Origin of the sequence: Pontibacter sp. MBLB2868 (assembly GCF_051904785.1) — a bacterium.
Lineage (GTDB): Bacteria > Bacteroidota > Bacteroidia > Cytophagales > Hymenobacteraceae > Pontibacter.
Genome location: NZ_CP196710.1, coordinates 2713989 through 2737978, shown reverse-complemented (window position 1 = coordinate 2737978; position 23990 = coordinate 2713989). Strand labels below are relative to the sequence as shown.

Annotated in this window: 20 protein-coding genes, 1 pseudogene and 1 riboswitch; of the genes and pseudogenes, 12 read left to right on the top strand and 9 right to left on the bottom strand. The window is 43.7% G+C overall.

The annotated features are described in order from the left end of the window. Positions 1-165 precede the first annotated feature (165 nt). The 11 genes and pseudogenes from ACSX1A_RS11645 to ACSX1A_RS11595 all read left to right on the top strand — a co-directional run bounded on the left by ACSX1A_RS11645 (position 166) and on the right by ACSX1A_RS11595 (position 13327). Positions 166-591, top strand: coding sequence for a YbjN domain-containing protein (locus ACSX1A_RS11645; RefSeq protein ID WP_439879823.1), 426 nt, complete (start codon positions 166-168; stop codon positions 589-591). Next, positions 578-1300 carry a PspA/IM30 family protein gene (locus ACSX1A_RS11640; RefSeq protein WP_439879822.1) on the top strand — a complete coding sequence of 241 codons (723 nt, stop codon included), beginning with the start codon at positions 578-580 and terminating at the stop codon, positions 1298-1300. Before ACSX1A_RS11645 ends, ACSX1A_RS11640 begins: the two co-directional genes overlap by 14 nt. Before the next feature lie 178 nt (positions 1301-1478). Then, positions 1479-1562, top strand: a pseudogene (locus ACSX1A_RS11635) (hypothetical protein); the annotation flags it as partial. Between the two features lie 65 nt (positions 1563-1627). Then, the gene (locus ACSX1A_RS11630) at positions 1628-2575 is read left to right on the top strand and encodes a hypothetical protein (RefSeq protein WP_439879821.1); all 948 of its coding nucleotides are present in this window, start codon (positions 1628-1630) and stop codon (positions 2573-2575) included. A gap of 98 nt (positions 2576-2673) precedes the next feature. Then, complete coding sequence (locus ACSX1A_RS11625; RefSeq protein ID WP_439879820.1) at positions 2674-3306, top strand: hypothetical protein; 633 nt, start codon at positions 2674-2676, stop codon at positions 3304-3306. Position 3307: 1 nt separating this feature from the next. After that, positions 3308-5443, top strand: coding sequence for a flotillin family protein (locus tag ACSX1A_RS11620; protein WP_439879819.1), 2136 nt, complete (start codon positions 3308-3310; stop codon positions 5441-5443). 122 nt (positions 5444-5565) lie between these two features. Next, a complete protein-coding gene (locus tag ACSX1A_RS11615) occupies positions 5566-10509 on the top strand; it encodes a DNA repair ATPase (protein ID WP_439879818.1) in 4944 nt (1647 codons plus the stop codon). Positions 10510-10623: 114 nt separating this feature from the next. Continuing rightward, positions 10624-10833, top strand: coding sequence for an alkylphosphonate utilization protein (locus tag ACSX1A_RS11610; RefSeq protein WP_439879817.1), 210 nt, complete (start codon positions 10624-10626; stop codon positions 10831-10833). Positions 10834-10908: 75 nt separating this feature from the next. Then, on the top strand, positions 10909-11751 hold the full coding sequence (locus ACSX1A_RS11605) for a 1,4-dihydroxy-2-naphthoyl-CoA synthase (RefSeq protein ID WP_439879816.1): 843 nt from the start codon (positions 10909-10911) through the stop codon (positions 11749-11751). Between the two features lie 342 nt (positions 11752-12093). Continuing rightward, positions 12094-12462 carry a methylglyoxal synthase gene (locus ACSX1A_RS11600; RefSeq protein ID WP_439879815.1) on the top strand — a complete coding sequence of 123 codons (369 nt, stop codon included), beginning with the start codon at positions 12094-12096 and terminating at the stop codon, positions 12460-12462. A gap of 277 nt (positions 12463-12739) precedes the next feature. Continuing rightward, entirely contained in the window at positions 12740-13327 is a 588-nt protein-coding gene (locus ACSX1A_RS11595) for a hypothetical protein (protein ID WP_439879814.1), read from the top strand. A 90-nt stretch (positions 13328-13417) separates the two neighbouring features. Here the strand turns inward: ACSX1A_RS11595 and trpS are convergent, their stop codons facing one another. From trpS to ACSX1A_RS11550, 9 genes are all read right to left on the bottom strand, one after another. Beyond that, the gene (trpS, locus tag ACSX1A_RS11590) at positions 13418-14392 is read right to left on the bottom strand and encodes a tryptophan--tRNA ligase (RefSeq protein WP_439879813.1); all 975 of its coding nucleotides are present in this window, start codon (positions 14390-14392) and stop codon (positions 13418-13420) included. A gap of 82 nt (positions 14393-14474) precedes the next feature. Next, complete coding sequence (locus tag ACSX1A_RS11585) at positions 14475-14954, bottom strand: copper resistance protein NlpE (RefSeq protein WP_439879812.1); 480 nt, start codon at positions 14952-14954, stop codon at positions 14475-14477. A 285-nt stretch (positions 14955-15239) separates the two neighbouring features. After that, positions 15240-16169, bottom strand: coding sequence for an EamA family transporter (locus ACSX1A_RS11580; RefSeq protein ID WP_439879811.1), 930 nt, complete (start codon positions 16167-16169; stop codon positions 15240-15242). A gap of 246 nt (positions 16170-16415) precedes the next feature. Beyond that, positions 16416-17231: a queuosine precursor transporter gene (locus ACSX1A_RS11575; protein ID WP_439879810.1), complete on the bottom strand. Its 816-nt coding sequence runs from the start codon at positions 17229-17231 to the stop codon at positions 16416-16418. A gap of 143 nt (positions 17232-17374) precedes the next feature. Next, complete coding sequence (locus ACSX1A_RS11570; protein ID WP_439879809.1) at positions 17375-17836, bottom strand: heme-binding domain-containing protein; 462 nt, start codon at positions 17834-17836, stop codon at positions 17375-17377. Positions 17837-17966: 130 nt separating this feature from the next. Next, positions 17967-18884 (bottom strand): ribonuclease Z, encoded by a 918-nt coding sequence (locus ACSX1A_RS11565; RefSeq protein ID WP_439879808.1) that lies wholly within the window; start codon positions 18882-18884, stop codon positions 17967-17969. A 15-nt stretch (positions 18885-18899) separates the two neighbouring features. Further along, on the bottom strand, positions 18900-19277 hold the full coding sequence (locus tag ACSX1A_RS11560) for an STAS domain-containing protein (protein ID WP_439879807.1): 378 nt from the start codon (positions 19275-19277) through the stop codon (positions 18900-18902). 44 nt (positions 19278-19321) lie between these two features. Further along, entirely contained in the window at positions 19322-20278 is a 957-nt protein-coding gene (locus ACSX1A_RS11555; RefSeq protein WP_439883552.1) for a phosphoribosylaminoimidazolesuccinocarboxamide synthase, read from the bottom strand. A 217-nt stretch (positions 20279-20495) separates the two neighbouring features. After that, positions 20496-21938: an SDR family oxidoreductase gene (locus ACSX1A_RS11550; RefSeq protein ID WP_439879806.1), complete on the bottom strand. Its 1443-nt coding sequence runs from the start codon at positions 21936-21938 to the stop codon at positions 20496-20498. A 307-nt stretch (positions 21939-22245) separates the two neighbouring features. Beyond that, a riboswitch (SAM riboswitch) is annotated at positions 22246-22354 on the top strand. 299 nt (positions 22355-22653) lie between these two features. Between ACSX1A_RS11550 and ACSX1A_RS11545 the strand changes: the two genes are divergently transcribed. Further along, a complete protein-coding gene (locus tag ACSX1A_RS11545) occupies positions 22654-23982 on the top strand; it encodes an O-acetylhomoserine aminocarboxypropyltransferase/cysteine synthase family protein (RefSeq protein WP_439879805.1) in 1329 nt (442 codons plus the stop codon). The last annotated feature ends 8 nt before the right edge of the window (positions 23983-23990 follow it).

Below are 23990 nucleotides of genomic sequence, written 5' to 3'. Positions count from 1 at the left end.
CCAACCTCAACAGACACTATTTTACAAATGCAGCTTAACAGAGCTGTTTGAAAGGCAGGCAAAAATTAAAGACTTCTATTGTTGCTAGAGCAGGCTCAGGAGCTTGCTCTAAACAAGATAAGTATGCCCAAACTATAAATTCATTGAACTACTTATTTTAAGAATATGGGAAACAACTACTTTGATAAAGTGAAAGGCTATCTGCTGGAGCTGGAGTTTCAGATCTCTTTTGAAGATGAGCTGGAGTGCCTGTTTGTAGTGGAAAAGGAAAGCCTGGGCATAAAAAACCTGGTAATTGGCTGTGCAGAGCCGCTGCTCATAATGGAGCAATATATTCTGGAACTGCCGGAGCCATCTATGGAGATATATCGCAGTTTGTTACAAAAGAACAGAGACATAATACACGGTGCTTTTGTGCTTGACGAAACAGGTCGGAAAGTTATTTTCAGGGATACTTTACAGCTCGAAGCCCTTGATCTGTGCGAAATAGAAGCCTGCTTTAATTCACTTGCACTTCTACTGAGTGAATACTCGGACCAGTTAATTTATTTCTCTAAAAATTTAAAATCATACAGTTATGAACATATTTAGACGCATTTTCAAGATAGGGCAGGCCGAGACACATTCTGCTATCGATCAGTTGGAAGATCCTATTAAGATGACAGAGCAGGGTATTCGTGATATGAAAGAGGACCTGGAGAAAAGTCTGCGTGCTTTGGCTGAGGTAAAAGCAATGGCGATCCGTGCCAGGAATGATGCCGATCAATATCAAAGCAAAGCCGCTGATTACGAGAACAAAGCGGTACAGCTTCTTCAGCGTGCTCATAAAGGTGATCTGGAGACAACTGAAGCTGACAGGCTGGCCGGTGAAGCCCTGCTTAAAAAGGAGGAAAATGGTAAGCTGTCAGAAAATGCCAAGTCTGATCAGGAGCGATTTGAAAAGTCTGTTAAACAACTGGATGCCAGTGTAAAAAATCTGCGCTCCACAATCAGCAAGTGGGAGAATGAGTTGAAAACGCTAAAATCTAGAGTTACGGTAAGCAATGCCACTAAAACGATCAACAAGCAGTTGGCTCAAATTGATTCGTCCAGCACAGTTACACTTCTGGAGCGCATGAAAGAAAAAGTAGCTGTAGAGGAAGCTCTGGCAGAATCTTATGGCGAGATAGCTCATGAAAGCCGATCCGTGGACGAGGAAATTGACAAGGCTTTACAGCACTCGGAGGTAAAAAGAGCATCCGACGACGTGGCAACACTAAAAGCGAAGTTAGGGCTTGCGCAAGCTCCTGCTCAGGAATAGGTTTTTAATTTATATAAAAGACATAAGAATGAGTGGGAATCTGCTACTGTTTATTGGAGGGTTTGGAGGTATAGAACTGCTTTTGTTTCTATTGATACCATTTGCAATCTGGTTGTGGACTTTGGTTGATGTACTAAAGAGCAATTTTAAATCGGGTATTGATAAGCTCATCTAGGCAGTAGTTATCATATTTATACCTGTATTAGGCACGCTCCTTTACCTGCTTTTGGGCAGATCTCAGAAAGTCAGGTCTTTAAGCTAGAAAGTTAAACCCTAGGCTGGAATCGGAGAAAATGAGAAAGGCAACAATTATATAAATTATAACACATGTTGAGCGAACTAAATCAACAACTAGCAGACCTGGTTGCGAAGGAAAAAAAGAGGGCAAAGTTGCGTTCGAGGCTCCAGCAGGTGCAAACAGACATTGTTGCGGAAACCAGCAAGAACAACGAACTGCAGAAAAGTCTGACTAAAGAAGCCGCCGATGTTGATAAACTGACAGGCCTGGGTCTTACAGCTGTTTTTTACACTATACTTGGCAGCAAAGAAGAGCAACTGAACAAAGAAAAGCAGGAGTACCTGGCGGCACAGCTAAAGTATGAGGAAAGTGTTGCCACCCTTCAGGATTTGAAGCAGGAAGAGGAACACCTACTACAGGAGCTGAAAAGTTTTGATGGGCTGGATAAAAGTTTTAAGGCGGTTCTTACTGCTAAAGAGGCAGCTCTGTTAGCTGAAAATGATGAGCAGTCCAGGCAGTTGAACCACATGGCTGAACAGATCATCAGCTTGCAATCAAATTTGAAAGAGTTGGATGAGGCTATATTGGCTGGCGACAATGTGCTAACAGCAATGAACAAGGTAGTAGACGATCTAAAAGCTGCCGAAAACTGGGGTACCTGGGATATGTTTGGCGGGGGCATGATGGTGACCGCGATCAAACACGGTAAAATTGACGATGCAAAAGCTGCCATGCATACCGTACAGCAACGGCTTCGCCTGTTCAACTACGAGTTAAAAGATGTGAATATGAATGAGAAGCTTTCCATTCACCTGGATAGCTTTGAGACTTTCTCCGACTACTTTTTTGATAACCTGATCTTTGACTGGATTGTGCAGGCCAAAATTGAAAAGTCTTTGGAAAATGCCATCAGGCTGGGGCATAAGATTATCGAAGTAGTGAAGCGTTTGCAGACTGCACAAGCAGGAGTAAAGAGGCAACTGGAGGAAGCAAAACTTTCACGGGGGCTTTTTATCCAAAATGCCGGTAAAGAATAAAGCTGCGCTCCAACCAGATTTTTTTGAAGCAGGTTCCCTGATCCCGGATAAAAAGAATAATGATTTTTAATTTGAATTAAACCCTTTTGTCAACAAACATGACAGAACTTTTACAAGCTTCATTTTCTACTGTTAACATCATTCCAACAGCCTTTCTGGTATTCACGCTGCTGTACTGGGTAATCGTGATCTTTGGTTTGCTGGACCTGGATTTCCTGGACATTGAAGTGGAAGCAGAAGCAGACCTGGATGCTGATGGGATATCTGCTGTTACCTGGCTAAATTCCGCCCTTGCGTTCTTTAATTTGGGTAAGATTCCGCTCATGGTGTTCCTTACATTCCTGGCGCTGCCTTTTTGGGTACTTTCTATTTTAGCTAATTATTACCTGAATAATGGATCTACTTTGTTGGGAGCGGTTTACCTGATTCCCTGTTTTATTGCTGCTCTCTTCATCTCTAAAATCCTGACAATGCCTTTTGTTAAGCTATTTGCTGCACTTGAGAAAGAACATGAGTCAGCTGTAACTATTATCGGCCAGATCTGCACGGTTATACTTCCGGCCAACGCTACAGAGTTGGGCCAGGCAACTGTTAAAACCAATGGGGCACCGCTACTACTGAATGTGAAAACCACGCATGGCGGAGCCGTTAAAAAAGGTGAGACTGCCCTGGTGATCGATTTCAATAATGAGAACAATTTTTATTTGATAGAACCTTACGAAACTATTTAACATGATCGGACAATTGTCTTTGTCTATCGTCATTATTCTGGCGGTAGTCATTATTGGCTTGATAGCCATCGTTATTAAAATGTACCAGAAAGCCATTCAGGGCGAAGCGCTGGTACGAACAGGCCTTGGTGATACCAAGGTGTCTTTCTCAGGTATTTTTGTGGTGCCTATCATCCATAAACTGGAGGTGATGGATATCACATTAAAGACCATTGTAATTGCCAGAACAGGTTCAGAAGGGCTTATCTGCAAAGACAACCTGCGGGCTGATATCAAAGTGAACTTCTTCCTGCGGGTGAATAAGACCCCGGAAGACGTGGTACAGGTGGCACAGGCTATTGGATGTAAAAGAGCATCAGACCATACGGCACTGGAAAGTCTTTTTGATGCAAAATTCTCGGAGGCACTGAAGACTGTGGGAAAGCATTTTGACTTCGTGGACTTGTACCAGAGCCGCGATGATTTTAAGCGCCAGATTTTGCAGACGATCGGTACAGACCTGAACGGCTATGTCCTGGACGACTGTGCCATTGATTACCTGGAGCAGACTCCACTTCAGCACCTGAACGAAAACAATATCCTGGATGCAGAAGGTATCAAGAAGATTATTGACCTGACAGCAAGACAGAAAGTGCAGGCCAACCTGATCGAGCGTGAGAAGGAAAAGACCATTAAGAAACAGAACGTAGAGGCTCAGGAAACAATACTGGAGCTTGAAAAGCAGTTAGCTGAAAACGAGGAAAAACAGAAGCGCGAGATCGCAAACATCAAGTCGCGTGAGTTTGCCGAAATGGAGAAAGTGCGCCACGAGGAGCGCCTGAAAGCTGAGAAGGCAAGGATTGCGACAGATGAAGAAGTAAAAATTGCAGAGCAGAACAAGGATCGCCAGATATTGGTGGCAGAGCGAAGCAAAGAGCGTACAGATGCTATTGAGACAGAGCGTGTGGAGCAGGCCCGTTTACTGGAAGCAAATGAAAAGGAGCGTATCGTAGCACTGGCCCAGATCGAAAAGGAAAAGGCTATTGAAGAAGAACGCAAAAACATTCAGGGTATAATCCGGGAGCGTGTGACAGTTGAAAAAGCTGTGGTGGAAGAGGAAGAAAAGATCAAAGACACCAAGGCGTTCGCAGAAGCCGATCGTTCAAAAGCTGTAGCGATCAAAAATGCTGAGAAAGAAGCTGAAGAATCTTTAGTGAAAGAGATCAAGAGTGCGGAGGCAGCACGCCAGGCTGCTGAATTCAGAGCGAAGCAAATGCTGATCGATGCCGAAGCAGAGCAGGTGTCTTCTAACAACCGTGCCCAGGCAATTAAAACAATGGCCGAGGCCGAAGCGGCACAAGCCGCTGCCATTGGCCTGTCTGAAGCGCAGGTGATGGAGGCTAAGGCCCATGCACGCCAGCTGGAAGGGGAAGCAGAAGCACAGGTGATACTTGCGAAAGCAAATGCACAGGCCGAAGCAGATGAGAAACTGGGAATGGTAACTGTGAGGGTTACAAAAGAGAAAGGCATTGCAGATGCAACTGTTGTGGAGAACCTGGCAGCGGCTGAAGAGAAGCGAGGTCTTGCAGAGGCACGTGTAATTGGTGAGAAGTTCACGGTAGATGCAAAAGGCATCGAAGAGAAAGCAGAAGCCATGCGCAAGCTGGATGGTGTTGGTAAAGAGCACGAAGAGTTCAAGCTGCGTCTTGATAAAGAAAAATCAGTTGAGCTGGCTCAGATCAACATCCAGAAAGATATTGCCGCCTCACAGGCTGAGGTTATCTCGGAGGCGCTGAAAGCTGCTAAAATTGATATAGTAGGTGGTGAGACAATGTTCTTTGATCAGATTGTAGGGTCTATTACTAAAGGTAAAGCGGTAGACAGGCTGGTTAGTAACAGCAATGTGCTGGAAACAGTGAAAGATACATTCTTCCATGCAAACGGAAATGGTAATGTGGACTTCAAGGCAAACCTGCAGCGCTTTATTAATCAGTTTGGCATGACTTCGGATGATGTGCGCAACCTGAGCATATCTGCACTGCTTCTGAAAATGATGCAGCACAGCGCTGATGAGAATACGCTTAATACCCTTAAGCAACTGACAAGTACAGCTACAGCCATGGGTATAGCCGATAAGCCTTACGTTTCTCTTAATTAGCCACGCCTGATAAACCAGTAAATACACACCCCTGTTTTGCCTTTTAAAGGAGCAGGGGTGTTTTTTACCTGTATTCAAACCCTTGGCATCCTTTTTCAATAACATTTAATCCTCCAATAAAAATGGAAGATCAAAACACTGCCGCCATTCCTTCTGCATCTGAAAACGTGCAACTGGAGGGCGGAACCTATGAAATATTACGCAACCGCCTGCACAAAAGCGGAACTGAACTGCGGGAACAGCTGAGCCAGCTCAACCAGGAACGCAAGCAGGTGTTCGGTGCCATCGAAACGAGGCTTGTAACTACTGACCGTGTTACTACTGAGCATAACTGTGTTCCCTGGGATATGGTACCAGTGGGCTTCAACCTTCTGTTCGGGTACAATGTGCACCTGGGGTTAAAGTCAGAAGTGGAGTTAAGTGATGTATTTGGTGTTTATACTTACGAGAACCACACCTTCCATCAGCAGGCGCTGGACTTGGTAAGTGATGCGACTTTCAAAGACGACTTTCAGAAGCTTTACAAGTACTACAAAAATACACAGTTCGTAAAGTTTGCCATAATAGGTACGCACCTGTTTATGGTTTTCAGGGTAGGTAAAAGTGCCAGCGATGTCAAGACGTTTAAGTGGGCGCTACAGGGCAATAAGCTTGTTTACATTGATAACCGCAGCGACCACGAGTATGTATTTCCGGAGCAGCACGATTTTACCTGGAAACGGGCTACACGTGATGCTCATCGGAAAGGCAAGCATCCTCATGTTTCCATCGAAGACAAAGCGTTTGTGGAGACGATCAATGGTGACCTTACCATAAAAGTAGAGGATAACACGGAATCAGGGCGGGGCATATACTCAGAGGAGGTTGATGATAAAGATCAGACGCTCGATGATTCAGAGATATACTATGCCCTGATTGGCAACATTGTACTGCTTAAGATTAAGCCTTATAGAGAGTTGGCTTATCGTTATTTTGTTTTCAACTCAAAATTAAGTGAAGCAAAACGGATAGATGCACTGGAGCAAAGCTGCGTGTTGCTTCCGGATGGGCAGGGTATCATTTACCCTTACGGCTATTACTTGCAAACCGGCGAGTACAAAGAATTTGACAACAACCTGCAGGATATGTTGTTCGAGAAGCGTATCGTTTCTCCGAACGGGGAGGACTTTCTATACGTGTTCTACAACAAAGAACAAGGTACTTACCTGCTGCTCTCTTACAACCTGATCAATCAGAAAATTGAGGTGCCTGTTGTGTGCCATGGCTATGCTATTTATGAAAATGGAGAGCTATGCTATTTTAAAGCAGACGGAGAAGCACAGAAGCACCATGCCATCCAGATCTGGCAAACACCCTACATAGGTCCTAACTTTAGTATTCCGGTAACGCAGGAGTCATACTTGTACAAGATCGGGAACAAGGAGATTGTACGTGCGATGGCAGAATGTTCGGAACTGTTGAGCCTGCTGCAAAAAGAGGATTCTTATGCGAATCTGTACATCGACCTGATCAGGCTTACCACAAATATAATCGATTCGTACCACTGGCTGAGCCGGAAAGAAACGTATGAGCTGGCAACGCCGCTTTCCGGGATCCGGCAAACCGCCACAGCAGCTGTTGATGAGTATGAGAAAGTGCTGCGGATCAAAAAGAATACAAAAGCAGAGATCGAGCGTGTTTTAGGCCAGGCTGATACGTTGATAAGTGCTCTGAAAATTCAGAAGGCTGAGCATATCAACGATTATGTGAAGTACCTGGCGGAGATCCGTTCGATCAGAGGTGAAGTGGTGTCGCTTCGGGATCTAAGGTATACGGATCTGATGAAGATCGAAGCATACGAACTGCAGTTGCTTGACTACGCTCAGAACACAGCCAATGCTACTGTGGCTTTCCTGCTAAAGCCTGATGCTCTGAAGCCTTACGAGCAGCGCGTACAAAGTATAGATGCAGCAATCGCAGCCGTTACTAAAGTAGTAGAAGCTGATGCGATCGATACCGAGATCACCGGCATAGCGGCAGAACTTGAAATGCTCATCGATGTTGTGAGTAATCTGAAGATTGATGATGCCACCCAGACCACACGCATCATTGATTCGATCTCTGCCATCTACGGTAACTTTAACCAGACCAAATCAACACTTAAGCGACGGCGCAAGGAACTTCAGAGCCAGGAAGGTAAGGCTGAGTTTAATTCTCAGATCAAACTGATCAGCCAGAGTGTAGTAAATTACCTGGATGTATGTGACTCGCCACAAAAGTGCGAGGAGTACCTGGCAAAGCTGATGGTGCAGCTGGAAGAGCTGGAAGGAAAATTCCCTGATTTTGATGATTTTATTGATCAGATTACGTCCAAACGTGAGGAGATTTACAGCGCTTTTGAGTCGAAGAAAGTAGCTCTGCAGGAAGCGCTTAATAAGCGGGCAGGCAGTCTGCAGCAGGCTGCAGACAGAATTTTAAAAGCCGTACACAACCGTGTTGGCAAGCTAAATAACCTCAGCGAGATAAATGGGTATTTTGCCTCTGACCAGATGGTCGAGAAGGTGCGGGCTACGGTTGAGGAGTTGCTTAAGATAGGCGATACCGTAAAAGCTGATACAATTCAGAGCCGTCTTAAAACGGTGAAGGAAGATGCAGTCCGACAGCTAAAGGATAAACAGGAGCTTTTTGTAGAAGGGGCTAATATTCTGAAGCTTGGCAAGCACCAGTTTACGGTAAACACACAGCCTTTGGAACTGAGTGTGGTTTACCAGGACAACGCCATGTATTTCCACTTAACTGGTACCAACTTTTTTGAGAAGGTAACTGATGCTACTTTTTTAAGCTATCGTCCGGTTTGGGATCAGTCGCTGGTGTCGGAGAATAGTGAGGTATACCGGGCCGAATATTTGGCTTATAAGGTACTGGAATCGGCGCAAAGCAATAGTATAACTGCTTCAGATTCAGAAGATAGTTTCAGGCTGTTAACAATTGATGAACTGCATAAACTGACAGAAGCAGAACTGGTAGCGTATGTCGGTCGCTTTATGTCCCAACGCTTTAACGAAGGGTATATGAAAGGGGTGCACGATCATGATGCGGCATTAATACTGGCTACTGTCATCCGCTTTATCAAAACAGCTGACTTGCTACGCTATCCGTCTGCTGTTAGGGCGTGCGCTCAATTGTACTGGAAGAGTTTTGCTGAGGAGAAAAGAAAAGAGCTGCTGCATCATCAGTTAAAAGGAGTAGGAGCTATTCTTCAGGTATTTCCGGATACACGCGAATTCGATGACATTATTTCTGATCTGCAGGACGACATTGGCAATTTTATCAGAGCAACAGGTTTGTTTGAGAATACTGTTGACACAGATGCCGGTGAATACCTGTTTTACGAACTGACCCGTGGCAATCATTTTATAACAGACAAACAAGCAGCAGATCTTCATGAAAGTTTTAAGCAGTATCTGTCAGAAAAGAAGGTCTTACAGGCTTTTGAGGCCTCTGTAAAAGCTCTGGCAGATAGTCCGGTGCAGCAGTTTGAGCTGGTGCAGCATTGGCTACGGGCTTTTGTTGTTCAGGCAAGCCTGCAGGAAAAGATGGAGTATGTGGCTGAAGCGTCAGTAGTTCTGTTTACCAACAGCTACAGTCATCAGCAGGTGGTGAATACAGTGTTGCAGGATCAATTAGACAAGCTACGAGGTTCACACGCACTTCTTAAGGACCAAAAGTATGGACTGCATTTTCACTCCTATATTCACAAACTCAGAAACTATACTTCTACTACCGCTACACAGTTTCTGAAGTTTATTGAACTGAAGAAAAACTTGACGCAAAGCTTTGAAGAAGAGCTGCGTTTGCAGGAGTTTAAGCCGCGGGTGCTTTCATCATTCGTGCGAAATAAACTGATAGACCAGGTATATCTGCCGTTGATCGGGGCAAACCTGGCAAAGCAGATGGGCACAGCAGGCGAGACAAAACGTACCGACCTGATGGGTATGCTGCTCCTTATTTCTCCTCCTGGTTATGGTAAAACCACCATCATGGAATACCTGGCAAACCGATTGGGTATCATCTTTATGAAGATCAACGGGCCCGCTATCGGTCATCAGGTAACTGCACTGGATCCTGCGGAAGCACCAAACGCTGCCGCACGCGAAGAGCTGGAAAAGCTGAACCTGTCATTTGAGATGGGAGATAACGTGATGATCTACCTGGACGATATCCAGCATTGTAATCCGGAGTTTTTGCAGAAGTTTATTTCGCTGTGTGATGCGCAGCGTAAAATCGAAGGAGTTTACAAAGGCAGGAGCAAAACCTACGATTTCAGAGGGAAGAAAGTATGCGTGGTGATGGCTGGTAATCCCTATACTGAAACAGGTGAGAAATTCCGTATTCCGGATATGCTGGCGAACCGCGCAGACATTTACAACCTGGGTGATATCATAGGGGACACAGAAGATGTGTTCAGGTTGAGTTACATCGAAAACGCGCTGACATCAAATGCAGTCCTCGCAAAGTTGTCAGCAAAGAGCCATAAGGATGTTTATGCTCTGATCAAATTAGCCGAGACAGGCAACAGTGAGGGACTAGAGTTTGAAGGAAACCACTCACCAGAGGAGATTAATGAGTATGTGCTGGTATTGCAAAAGCTGCTTAAGATACAGGAAGTAATTTTAAAGGTGAACCAGCAGTACATCAGCTCCGCAGCACAGGCAGAAGAGTATAGAACGGAACCTGCCTTTAAACTACAGGGCTCTTATAGAAATATGAATAAGCTGACTGAAAAAGTGATGCCGGTAATGAATGAGCAGGAACTTCAGACGCTTATACTTTCTCATTACGAAGCAGAGTCGCAGACGCTGACTTCAGGGGCAGAAGCCAATATGCTTAAGTTTAAGCAACTAATTGGTATCGCGACGGAAGACGATTCCAGACGTTGGGAGGATATTAAGGCTACCTTTGTCCGTAACCAGCGCATGAAAGGTTTGGGGGGTAACAACCAGGCAGGGCAGGTGCTCGCGCAAATGGAGAACATTTCCGGTGGCCTGGAAGGTATAAAAGAAGTATTGCGGCAGCTAAAGCAGTAGGGCCTGACTAATAGCTAAATCACTACCCGTATCGCATAAATGAATTGATTTTTTAAGGAAAATCGAACTCAAAGCTCGACATTTGTCGGAATTAAGTTCAATTAAGTAATGATCATGGAAGCGAAAGACAGCAATGGCAATCTTTTAAATGATGGCGATTCAGTACACGTTGTAAAGGACCTGAAGGTGAAAGGTATGTCAACTACATTAAAGAGAGGAAATGTTATCAAAAATATTCGCCTCACAGGCAACCCCGATGAAGTGGAATGCCGCATCGGCAAGAGCCAGGTTGTATTGAAAACCATGTACCTGAAGAAAGCTTAATTAAAGGGTATACTTGTAATTGATGAGCAAAGGAGCTGTAAGCGCTTTATATTTGCAGTATTAAAACTTAGAATCATGAGCAAAGCAAATTGGGTAACAGTAAAAGAGTACGAAGATATAACCTATAAAAAGTCGAATGGGGTGGCGCGTATTGCCTTTAACAGGCCAAACGTACGAAATGCATTCCGTCCGAAAACAGTAGGTGAGTTGTTCGAAGCTTTTCTGGATGCCCGTGAAGATACTTCTATCGGTGTCGTACTTCTTTCAGCGGAAGGTCCGTCAACTAAAGATGGCGTTTACTCTTTCTGTAGCGGTGGCGACCAGAACGCGCGTGGCCATCAGGGCTATGTAGATGAGGCAGGAATGCCGCGTCTGAATATCCTGGAAGTACAGCGCCTGATCCGCTTTATGCCAAAAGTAGTGATTGCTGTAGTACCGGGCTGGGCTGTAGGTGGAGGACATAGTTTACACGTTGTCTGCGACCTGACCCTGGCTAGCAAAGAGCATGCGATCTTCAAGCAGACGGATGCCGATGTAACCAGCTTTGATGGTGGTTATGGATCGGCTTACCTGGCTAAGATGGTTGGCCAGAAACGTGCCCGTGAGATCTTCTTTTTGGGTAGAAACTACTCGGCACAGGATGCCTATGACATGGGTATGGTAAATGCCGTTATCCCTCACGATGAACTGGAAGATACAGCCTATGATTGGGCACAGGAGATTTTAGAGAAATCACCAACATCTATCAAGATGCTGAAGTTTGCCTTCAATGCCACAGATGATGGTATGGTGGGCCAGCAAATATTTGCCGGTGAAGCCACACGCCTTACATACATGACCGAAGAGGCGAAAGAAGGAAGAAACGCATTCCTGGAAAAAAGGAAGCCTAATTTCAAAGATATAAAGTGGATTCCTTAATACCCGGAATCATTGAAGCAGTATATCCATGCTGTTCAAAATAAATTATAAAAAAGCAGTGGGTGTAGGGTCTGTAGCATATTGAATAGCTGCGGCCCTTGCACCCACTGCTTTTTTAATGTCTTATCTAGAGATTGATAAAACCCATCCATGCTCTTGTGCTGAATTTAAAATTGAATTAGCTGGAGTAGAATAACTTTCTGGCAGCGGAGCGACTGTGTTACTACTGCTAAGGTTGATGTGTTAATAAACTGTTATGAGTCTGGTTATTGAGCTGGATTATTATAACTTTATCAAAGCACACGGAGCGAAAACGCTCTTTAACTGATAATTTATTAAAACATGAAAAAAACAATCGCCTTGATTGCCCACAATAGCAGAAAAAACGACCTGCTTAATTGGGCCAAAGTAAATCACCATTTGTTAAAGGATCACCAACTTATCGGCACTTCCAATACATCGCAGCTGATCAGAGAAATGCTCGATTTAACCATAACTCCCTTTGGCCATGGCCCAAGTGGGGGAGATATTTTACTCGCTGCTAAAATTTTACAGGGGGAAGTGGATAAAGTAATCTTTTTTATTGATGCTGAAACCCCACATGGTCACGAGCACGATATACAGACCCTGATCAGAACGGCTGTTATCAATAATATTCCCATTGCTCTAAACCGAGCCTCTGCTGACCTTATTATTCAGGAGCAGGACTAGAGCATACCTACATTTCCTTCTTAACTTTTACAATGCACTTCGTACTGCCAACGCAGATCTAAGTGCTTTTTTTATGTATATGGAATAAGTTAAAAATACAATTTTGCAGGATTGTTGTTAGGGAGTTATTCAATTGTTAACGAACTGGAAACCCCTCTATACTTAATGTTTGAGCGTCTTTACTTGTCTATGTGCCCAATACAAACCTAGTGCAGGGTACAACCCGTTTAATTTTAATGTACTATAAATTTGAATTGACGCATAAAATCAAAAGACTATGAAGACAGAGAAAAATAGAGTTTGGAAATTACTTGGTACCGGTTTGTGCTTTGCACTTTTCACTGGCCTGGTATCCTGCGGTGGTAACGATATGGAGACTGCCGAAGACACTGAAACCATTGAGACGACAGCTGATACTGACGCAGGTGTAATGGACAACTGGGATAATGAACGTTTTGGGACAACTTTTGCATCCAACAGAAACTATGGTGAATGGGATGAGAACGATGATGATCTTTTAGATGACAATGAATTCTCTAATGGATTCTTTGAGACCTGGGATACAAACGATGATGATTTAATTGATGAAAATGAGTGGACAACAGCAAACAATGATTTTGGCATAGAAGGCCAGAACTGGGCAGACTGGGATGTTAATAAAGATAATAACCTGGATGAAAATGAGTTTAGAACTGCATTTGCCAAAACCACTTATTACAAAGATTGGGATAAAGACGGTGATAAAATGATAAATGAAAGAGAGTATTCTGATGGAATTTTCTCTTTATGGGATGATAACAACGACGGAATATTAGATAATAATGAATACAATGACCGTTACAATCGTTATTATGGCACGATGTAACAGGACGAGCAACTAAAATAGAAAAAGGCCTGCTGTTAAAGCAGGCCTTTTTCTATTGCTGGTCGTATGATTTGAATAACTAGCTGGCAGCTAAAAGCCAAGCTTCTCACGAACGCGCTTCAGTACTGGTGTAGCAATCGCTTTTGCCTTTTCAGCGCCTTCCAGTAATTTCCTGTCTACTTCCTGCAGGTTGCTCATATAGTAATTGAATAACTCGCGCTCCTCAGCATATTTGTGTATAATTAACTCGTACAAAGCTTGTTTTGCATGGCCGTAGCCATAGCCACCAGCCAGGTAGTTCTGCCGCATAGTCTCTATCTCGTCAGCAGTAGCCAGTAAACTGTATAACTGGAAAACTGTATCGCTGTCCGGATCCTTCGGTTCTTCTAAGGCAGTACTATCGGTCACAATACTCATGATCGTTTTACGCAACGGCTTGTCAGCTTCAAAGATGTCAATGATGTTGCCGTAAGACTTGCTCATTTTTTCTCCGTTTATACCAGGTACCGTCATTACGGCTTCATCTACGCGTGCCTCTGGCAAAACAAAGGTTTCGCCATAGGTGTGGTTAAATGAACTGGCAATGTCGCGGGTAATCTCCAGGTGCTGTATCTGATCCTTACCAACGGGAACAAGGTTGGCATCATACATCAATATATCTGCTGCCATCAATACAGGGTAAGTAAATAAACCTGCATTAACATCGGCAAGACCTCTACGCGACGATTTATCCTTAAAAGAATGCGCATTTGCTAACATCGGGAAGGGGGTGAAGCAGCTTAGGTACCAGCTCAATTCTGTTACCATCGGTACATCAGACTGGCGGTAAAAAATGTGCTTATCAGTGTCGAACCCAAAAGCAAGCCAAGCTGCAGCTACAGCATAGGTGTTACTCTTTAATTGTTCTGCATCCCTAACTGTGGTAAGCGAATGCATGTCAGCAATAAAGTACAGTGACTCCTCTTCAGAAGTACGGGATAATTCTACGGCAGGGATAATAGCTCCCAGCAAATTTCCCAGGTGTGGTCTGCCAGTAGCTTGTATTCCGGTAAGATAACGGGCCATGTATGTTTAGTTCTTAAGTTCTAAGTTGCAAGTTAAACTAAAATGGCTTTGAATTGAAATACAAGCGATAATTTGGAGGCCGTTACCGTTGCTTTTGTAAAATATAATTATGCTTTGACTTGATCGGGTTCTGCTGGCGGTCCAGCATCTTTATAGCTTTCTCATTTAAGCGCATGAAGTATAACGGGTCATACTTACCGTCAGGGATCAACTGAACGATAACAGCATTCGGATCCTGCTTATTGCCCCGGGCAGGGAACCAGATTCCCTTAATCTTTACTGCGTTGTTGCCTGCAGGTTTACCGAGGTATGTTTGCTCCATCACAAAAGTTTTGCTTTTACCAGCTTTACCTTCCTGCAGAGTTAATTTCATGCGTATACCTTCGCAATCTGCGCAAGGCAGTGTTCCTACATAGGTGCCCAGGGAGACATTGGCAGGACTGGGTGATGTAACGTTATTTTCCAGCTCAGAACTGGTAGTTGTTGTTGGATTTGATACGTTTTTTACCTGAAAGCTCATGCATATAGCGGCTACAAGTAGAATTGGAAATGCCTTTTTCATAATGAAAATCGGGTAAAGTAAATAAAAATTAGGCTTTTCTATAAAACAGGGAAGGAGGGTAGTTTATTGTTTAATGGGGGAAGTTATGCAGCAGGTCCTGTGTTAAGGGGGATGGAGAGGCTAAGAAGAGGTGCTGCTATTTTAGATATTAGAGGGCCTATAAAAACCAATGGTTAGGAAAACAGCGCAATTGCTGAACCTAACCATTAAAATCAACCAATTTAATTTCAAAAACTTTTATAGTATCATAGGCAAGAAATACAAAATTTAAAAATATACGTGTTGTTAATGTGCTATTTCTGCTACGGGAACAGCCGCAGCTTTTTTATCTGTTCTTTTAAAAATCGTTGTCCAGTTAGCTATTACAATGGCCATCAGGATCAAAGCAACGCCAAACCACTGTACCGGCAAAACTTCTTCTTGTAATACTATACTCGACATTAACACCGCCACTGGCAATTCTGCTGCACTCAGTATGGCACTTAGTCCCAGACCTGTTTTGGGAATGCCGTAAGCATAAAATATTGGAGGCAATACTGTTCCGAAGACAGACAATACCAGTCCCCATTTAAATAAGCCATGTAAAAGAGCACCATTTATTAAGAAAACCGGCGGGAACACTGTAAAAATTAAAACGCAGGCTCCTGTTAGAAGTATAGCGCTTTTCGTGATCGGGTGCATCTTGTTACCTGCTTTTCCGTTCACAGCCAGAAAAATAGTGTAGCTCATCGCGGCCAAAAGACCATAGCCTATCCCTGACCAGTCAAAAGCTGGTAGATTATCAGAAAACAACCTGCCGGCAAAGCAGGTGCCTAACAAAACAAGCGCCACCATACTTACCTGCGATGCCTGTGGAAGTTTACGCTTTGTTACAGCATCCAGCAACAGGCTCATCCAGGTAAACTGCATCAGGAGCAGGATAGCGATGGACGCTGGCACCGTTTGGACGCATTTATAATAAAATATACTTACAAGGCCGGTACTGGTGCCCATGGCAGCCAGTTGTAGTTTTTCCCTGAACGACGTGCTGTTGCTTTTACTGCCAAGCAGTTTTCGCAACAACACCATCACCCAAAGAAAAATCAACCCAAATAATACCTGAGTGCCCGTTACATCACCCAAGGTAAAGCCTTCTTTATATGCTAATTTGACGAATGTAGATAATATGCCAAAGCTACAAGCCCCAAGAAAAACCAAAATGATTCCTCTGAACATGATTGTCCCTCCAAAAAAATGATTCAATAAATAAAGTAAAAACAGGAGGCTGAGATAGCTCCAAATTCAGAAAAGAGGGGCTACTATAGGTCGTGAAGTACGTACCCGGTAATAAAAATCTGTGTATGTGCTAAGTGAGCTGGCATTTTTTATTTTGCAAGATTGCAAAGGTAACAGCTAGGAAAGTATAAATACAAATAAAATATTGTTGTAACATGTAAGGCTTTGGCTTACAGTAGGAAAAATTTATTTGTGGTTAACTTCACTCTCAATAACAGCCTCTTCTATGAGTACTTCTGCCTGCTCCTCCCCCAGGTAACGATCTATGAGGTAATGGGCAACATAGAGAAGAGGTGTAAGCAAAATAGCAATGCTGAACTTGTAAATATAGTTGATCAGTGCCACCGAAAGGACTTGCTCTAAAGACCAGTTGCCAAATGCATAAAAAGCTATCAGCAATACGACCAGCGAATCAATTAACTGAGATACTACAGTGGACCCAGTGGCACGTAGCCATATTTTTTTGCTGCCTGTAAACCGACGCAGCCAATGGAATACAGTTGCATCTAAAAACTGAGAGAGCAGGAATGCGGCAACGGAGCCTATAATGATACCTAACCCCTGGCGGTACACACTGTTGTAGGCGTAATTTATATCAAAAGCATTGCCTTGCGGATCAGAGCTATTTACATCCAGCCAGAACTGAGCAGGCGGCAGGCCGGTTACGGCGCTGATTATCAAAAATGCATAAAGAATAAGCAATAATGTAAGTATACTTACTTTCTTTACACCATCTTTTCCGAAATATTCATTTATGATATCTGTAGTGATAAATACTACAGGCCATATAATAACTCCCGCAGTTAGGTTAAAATCCAGCTTTGAGCCACCTAACACGGGTATTTGGGCACCTGGTAAACCAAAAAGAGCCTCAGCAGAAAATATCTTTACGCCAATTAGTTCAGCCAGAAGAGCATTGGAAATAAAGATACCGCTGAGAACCAGGAACAGCTGCGTTCTCTTTTTCTCGCGTTGGTGCTGCGATGGAATTATGTTAGCCATTTCAAGATCATCCGATTTGTGTGGTATATTTCGGAATAAAGCTGCTTGTGATAGTGCTAAAGCACAAAGTATAGCTTTAGCGCCAATGGCAGCAACAGCTATACTTTAAAAGTTTTTCAGGATCAATTTGTTTTCAGAAATGCTTACTTCTTGATGGACCTGAACCAGGTAAGCAATTTTTCTTTTTCAGTTTTGGTGAGCCTTCCTTCAGGGTGCAGTAGTGTATAAGAAGTCATGGGCATTTCTCCTTCCTCAACCATCTCTATTGACTCTTCTATCTTATGGTTTGCTTTTTTCGCTGTATAATCTCCCCACTCAGAAAAATTAAGGTGGTGGCGACCTTCGTCAATATGGTTCTTCAGGAACCAGGAAGCAGGTGCGACATTTGAGTACCACGGGTAAGTAGTTTCGTTGGAATGGCAGTCGTAGCATGACTCCTGCAGGATAAGCTGTACATCCTGTGGAGGGTTGGTTAGCATGGCAAACTCTTTAGAAGGATCAACAGGTGGGTTTGTTTTATCAATGCGGAAAAACTGCATAATAATAAACAGCACTGCCAATCCAGTGAAAATACCAGTTACCGTAAATAACTTATTCTTGATCATGTTTTATACTTCTCTTTATGTATTCTGATAACGATACTAAAAGGGGCAAAGCTCCAGGATTAAATATAGGAAATTAATCTGATTAACCTGTAAACAACCCTTTTTGTTAAAGTTTTTAAGAATTGGCCGGTTACTCCTGCACATTAAAAACACTTCCTTCCGTGGCGAGGTTTGTCTGCGGAAACACCTCCTTGGCTTCTTCCAGCAAGGGTGTGAGGTCCTTATACCGGACAGAAAAGTGACCAATAATTAGTTGGTTTACCTGAGCAGCTGCGGCAAGTTCTGCGGCCTGCCGGGCAGTGCTATGGAATGTGTACTCGGCACGTTCACGTAATTCGTTCGTAAAAGTGGCCTCGTGATACAGTAAGTCTAAGTTGCAGAGGTAAGGGAGCAGGTCTGGCTTATATCGGCTGTCGGAGCAGTATGCATAACTACGGCTTCGCTTGGGTTCCATGGTTACCTCATGGTTTTGTACCAGCACATTGCCTTGCTCATCCTGTATGTCCTCGCCCCACTTAAGGCGTACTAACTGTGGTGGTGTTAAAAAAGCGGGCAGCTTATCTTTTATTAGCGGACGAGGTTTTTGCTTTTCACGGAACAAAAAGCCACAGCAGGGTATGCGATGCTCCATAGGAACAGTATGAACCGTGATCTGCTTGTCTTCAAATATCTTTTTATAGCTGCTTGTATCCAGCTCATGGAAAACCAGCTTATAGCACAGGTTAGTACCGGAGTACTTCAGTTGTAAACTTAAGATTTCTGAGAGGCCGGGAGGTCCGAAGAGGTGCAGAGGTGCTTGTCGGCCCTGCAAATGCATTGTAGAGAGCAAGCCAGGCAAGCCAAAATAATGATCACCGTGCAGGTGGCTGATGTAGATGCTAGAAATGCGCTGATGCTTTATTTTGTAAAGCATCAGCTGCATTTGAGTTCCTTCGCCACAGTCGATCAGGTGGTATTGATTACCAATGGTTAAGATCTGGGCGGTATGATGTCTGTTTGCCGATGGTGTGGCCGACGAACTGCCTAATATTCTGAGTTCGAAATCCACAATAGGCGGCTATAGCTAGTCTTCTTTGTTAGTAAGATCCTGCTCGATCTCGTGCAGGAATACACGGTCGATTGCCTCCTCTACAGTAGGCAGGATATTTAAAACTGACTCAAGCTTAGAGATAGTGATCAGCTTCATAACATGATCCTGAAGCCCTGTCATAATTAATAATCCGTTTGATGAGTTGCAAAGGCGGTTTGCTATCAGAATGGAGCTGAGGCCTGAGGAGTCAGTATATTTAACGTTGCTTAGGTCAAGAATCAGGTTTGTGATCCCTTCAGCATTCAACTTCACGAACTCTGACTTTAAATCGGGTGCGATAGAAGTATCTAACTTCTTCTCATCTATCGTGATAATAGTGTAGTTTTCTTTCTTGTCAATCGTGTACTTCATAGATCTACCTATAAGGATTTAAAAGCAAATGTACCAAATCTACTTTAAATATTGTAATCATTGGTACTAAAAATGTTTTCTTTTACCTGCTCTTCAATTCGTTTGAGAGCATTTTGATAGTTTTCTTTTTGGAAATTCCTGCCTGTAAATACTTCGAACAACTCTATATAGCGCTCCGATATTCCGGCTACTATTTTGTCAGTCATTTCTGGTATTTGCTGGCCTTCCTGTCCCTGAAAACCATTCTCAATTAACCACTGCCTAACAAATTCCTTCGAAAGCTGGCGTTGTGGCTCATTAGCTGCCTGCCGTTCTGCATAGCCTTCGCTGTAAAAGTAACGGGAAGAATCAGGAGTGTGAATTTCATCTATCAAATACACTTCTCCCTTGTGCTTACCGAACTCATACTTTGTATCTACCAATATAAGGCCCTGCTGCTGTGCCAGCTCAGTGCCCCGAGCAAACAACTCGCGCGTATAACGCTCTAATTTAAGGTAATCTTGTTCGGATACAAATCCTTTCGCTAAAATTTCTTCTCTCGATATATCCTCATCGTGTCCTTCGTCAGCTTTGGTGGTTGGTGTAATGATCGGCTCCGGAAGCTTATCATTTTCTTTCAGCCCTTCGGGTAAAGTTACACCACACACGCTGCGCTTTCCTGCTTTATACTCACGCCAGGCATGGCCTGCCAGGTAGCCCCGGATCACCATTTCCACCTTAAATGGTTCGCAGTGATAACCGATGGTTACATTAGGATCAGGAGTAGTAATGACCCAGTTTGGAACAATATCTGAAGTGGCTTTTAAGTTTAAGCTGGCAATTTGGTTCAGGACCTGCCCTTTATAAGGTATTGCCCGCGGCAGCACTACATCAAAAGCTGAGATACGGTCCGTTGCCACAATGGCAAGCCTGTCATTAAAATAATAAACATCACGGACTTTGCCCCTGTAAAAGCCGGTCTGGCCAGGAAAGGAGAAGTTGGTTTCTTTTATAGCCTCCATTAGGTCTGATGGGTTATCGAGGAGCAAAGTTAACTATTAAATTATAGGGCAGGAAATAATATTGGATTTTCAAAAACTTGTTTCAACTAAAGCGCCTTAAACATAGGCTGAAAAATATATAGGAGTATACTAAGAGAATAGCTTTTAGTTTTATACTTAAGAACCTATTAATTGTAATTTCAGATGAATATTGTATCAGTAATATTATCGGGAGAACTTATTTTCTGTAGTCGATAATATTCTCGATCATGCCACCAAATATGATGGAATGGAAAGGCAGTACAGCATACCAATATAATCGTCCGATTAAGCCATTCGGTCTATAAGCAGCTAGTTGTTCCAGATAGTTTCCATCAGCCTCTTCGCATATCTTAAATTGAAGCCAGGCCTCACCAGGTAGTCTCATCTCGGCGTATAGCAGCAAGCGTCTTTGTTGTTCGTCGGCTACCAGTACCCGCCAGAAATCCAGGGTGTCGCCGGCTTTAAGGTCATAAGGGCTCCGCCTGCCCCGCCTGAGGCCCACACCACCTACCATTTTATCGAGCAGCCCTCTGATACGCCACAAAAAGTCTGTTTTATACCAGCCGCGCTCACCCCCGATGCGCCAGATGTTCTGCTGTACTTCATCCACAGGTCTGTTAAATTTTCTACGTTTTTTATCCGTAAGCACTCCATGTTCGGGTATCTGTACAAAATCCATGTAGTTCAGGTGCATGTTTCCGCTTACCAAAGCATCCTTCCAACTGGATACCACCATGTTTTGCTCAATCCGGCTAAATGCCAGTTTAATAGCCTGATCAAAAGTGAGGCAATGATGTGGGATTAAATTTTCAATAGAATGATCTATCACCACAACATCGTTTCGGAGGCTGTCCACCAGGTTTCTGGCCAGGCTGAAGCTGGTGCTGGTCACGAAGTATAGCCAGTAGGAGGAGAGCCGGGGGGTGAGCACGGGTACTGAAATAATGTATCGTTTCAGACCACGAAGTTTGGCAAACCTCAGGATCATTTCTTTATATGTCATTACCTCCGGACCGCCGATCTCAAAGCTTTTACCATAAAAACGCTGATCGCCCTGCACTTGTGTGAGGTAAAAAATAACGTCCCGGATGCCAATTGGCTGGCACTTGGACTTTAGCCATTTGGGGGTTATCATTACAGGTAGTTTCTCAACCAGATCACGTAATATTTCGAACGAGGCACTGCCTGAGCCTATGATGATGGCTGCACGTAATACTGTCAGGCTTGCTTTTGCTTCTGCTAAAACATCCTCAACATGCAACCTGGAGGAAAGATGCGTAGACAGGTTGCCTACATTGGCGATTCCGCTCAGGTAAATGATTTGTTTTGCAGAAGTCGTGTTCAGGGAAACCGTAAAATTTCTTGCTGCCTGGTCCTCCATTTTAGAGAAATCTTTCCCGTCACCACCCATCGAGTGCACCAGATAATAGGCAGTATCTATGTCAGGTGGTAAGTTTTTTAGCGAGTTAAGGTCTAAAAGATCACCTTTTTCAACTTGGACTTTTTCTTTAAGTGTGGCGGGTAATCCGAATCGCCTCGGGTCCCGGACAAGGCATGTGACTTCATGTCCCTGCTCTACCAAAAGAGGCAGGAGCCGTTTTCCGATATATCCGTTGGCACCTGTCAGCAATATCTTCATAGTTGTTACTTAAAACGAGAAAAAACCTCTTTAGGAGGTGCTAATTATACTTTCCAACAGCTGGTGCGCCTACATGTTTGTAAGTTTTATGATAACAGGGATATCTGGCGCTTTAAGTAAAGATAAGCAGATGATGGAGGAGCCAATTATCTGTTAGAAAAGGTATTATTGTGATTATGAATTTTTAACGATTTATACTTTTTACGGAAGAAAACATTCAGAAAAATACTTGAAATTATTTTTGGCTTTTTAAAATTTGCTGGCGTATACTTGCAACATCAAGTCAGTTATCCCTACACGGAAAATTGATTTATAAAGAAGCGCGGAGAGACAGGCTCTGTGAAGCGCTAGCAACCTAACCAACGTGGTAAAAGGTGCTAATTCCTGATTCCGGATTATCCGGAAGAATATAAATTGATACGTTTATGAAAAAGGGAATCAATCACACAGAACATTTTTTAGTAGTACCGTTACCAACATCCTTGGTTGGTAAACTCACGCTGTTTTTCGTTGCGCTTTGCATGCAGCGTACTTTAAACATGTGCAAGCCCATGCGCATGATGGCTTGCTGTTGTTGCTAGCCTAGATCCCACATTTTAGCACTTAATGGCTTTTCTGCAGACCTGCGTCTGTTGTATACCTCAACGCATACCTGCAGTTAGTCCTGTCTTTATTCCATTGTATATTTTATCTCCAAATTTATAATTAAACTATCATGTCAACACCATTGCATTTCGAAACATTGCAGCTACACGCTGGCCAGGAAGTAGATCCCACCACACAATCGCGTGCTGTGCCAATTTACCAGACAACTTCCTATACTTTCAAAAACGCTGAACATGGCGCTAACCTGTTTGCCCTGAAAGAGTTTGGGAATATTTATACCCGCATCATGAATCCAACTACAGATGTGTTCGAAAAGCGTGTTGCGGCACTGGAAGGAGGCGTAGCAGCAGTAGCAGTAGCGTCTGGTCAGGCGGCACAGTTCATTGCCCTAAACAACATCCTGCAGGCCGGAGATAATTTTGTTTCCACCGGTTTCTTGTATGGCGGTACTTATAACCAGTTTAAAGTGGCATTTAAGCGCTTGGGAATTGAAGTACGATTTGCTAAAGACGATGCAGTAAATAGCTTTGAAGAACACATAGATGAAAATACAAAGGCGATCTACGTGGAAACTATTGGAAACCCAAGGTTTAACATTCCGGATTTTGAGGCGATTGCAGCATTGGCGCAGAAGTATGAGATTCCGCTGGTAGTTGATAATACTTTTGGGGCAGGAGGATATCTGTTCAGACCATTGGAACATGGCGCCAATGTGGTTGTGGAGTCTGCAACAAAATGGATAGGAGGGCACGGTACCAGTATTGGCGGTGTGATTGTGGATGGCGGCAATTTTAACTGGGGCAATGGTAAGTTTCCACAGTTTTCTGAGCCATCTGATGGTTACCACGGGCTTAATTTTTGGGAGGTATTTGGTGCTGACGGGCCTTTCGGAAACATTGCTTTTGCCATTCGGGCACGTGTGGAAGGATTACGTGATTTTGGCCCGGCGCTTAGCCCATTCAACTCTTTCCTGCTGCTGCAAGGCCTGGAAACACTCTCGCTGCGTGTTGACAGAACAGTACAAAATGCGCTGGAACTGGCAAAGTGGCTGGAACAGCATGAACTGGTAGAGTCGGTTAATTATCCGGGGCTGGAGAGCAGCAACTATCATAAACTGGCTAAAAAGTATCTGAAACGAGGTTTCGGAGGTGTTCTGTCCTTTAAGATAAAGGGTGATAAGAAACAGGCAGAGAAATTTGTAAATAGCCTGACACTTGTAAGCCATCTGGCCAATGTGGGTGATGCTAAAACCCTTATCATTCACCCGGCTTCTACTACACATCAACAACTAAGCGATACCGAACAGATAAATGCAGGAGTAGACCCGACTCTACTCCGTGTGTCTGCCGGTATAGAACATATAAACGATATCAAAGCAGATTTTGAACAGGCTTTTGCGCAGGTACGGATTACCGAGCCGGAAGCGATTTTAAGTTAAACATAGTC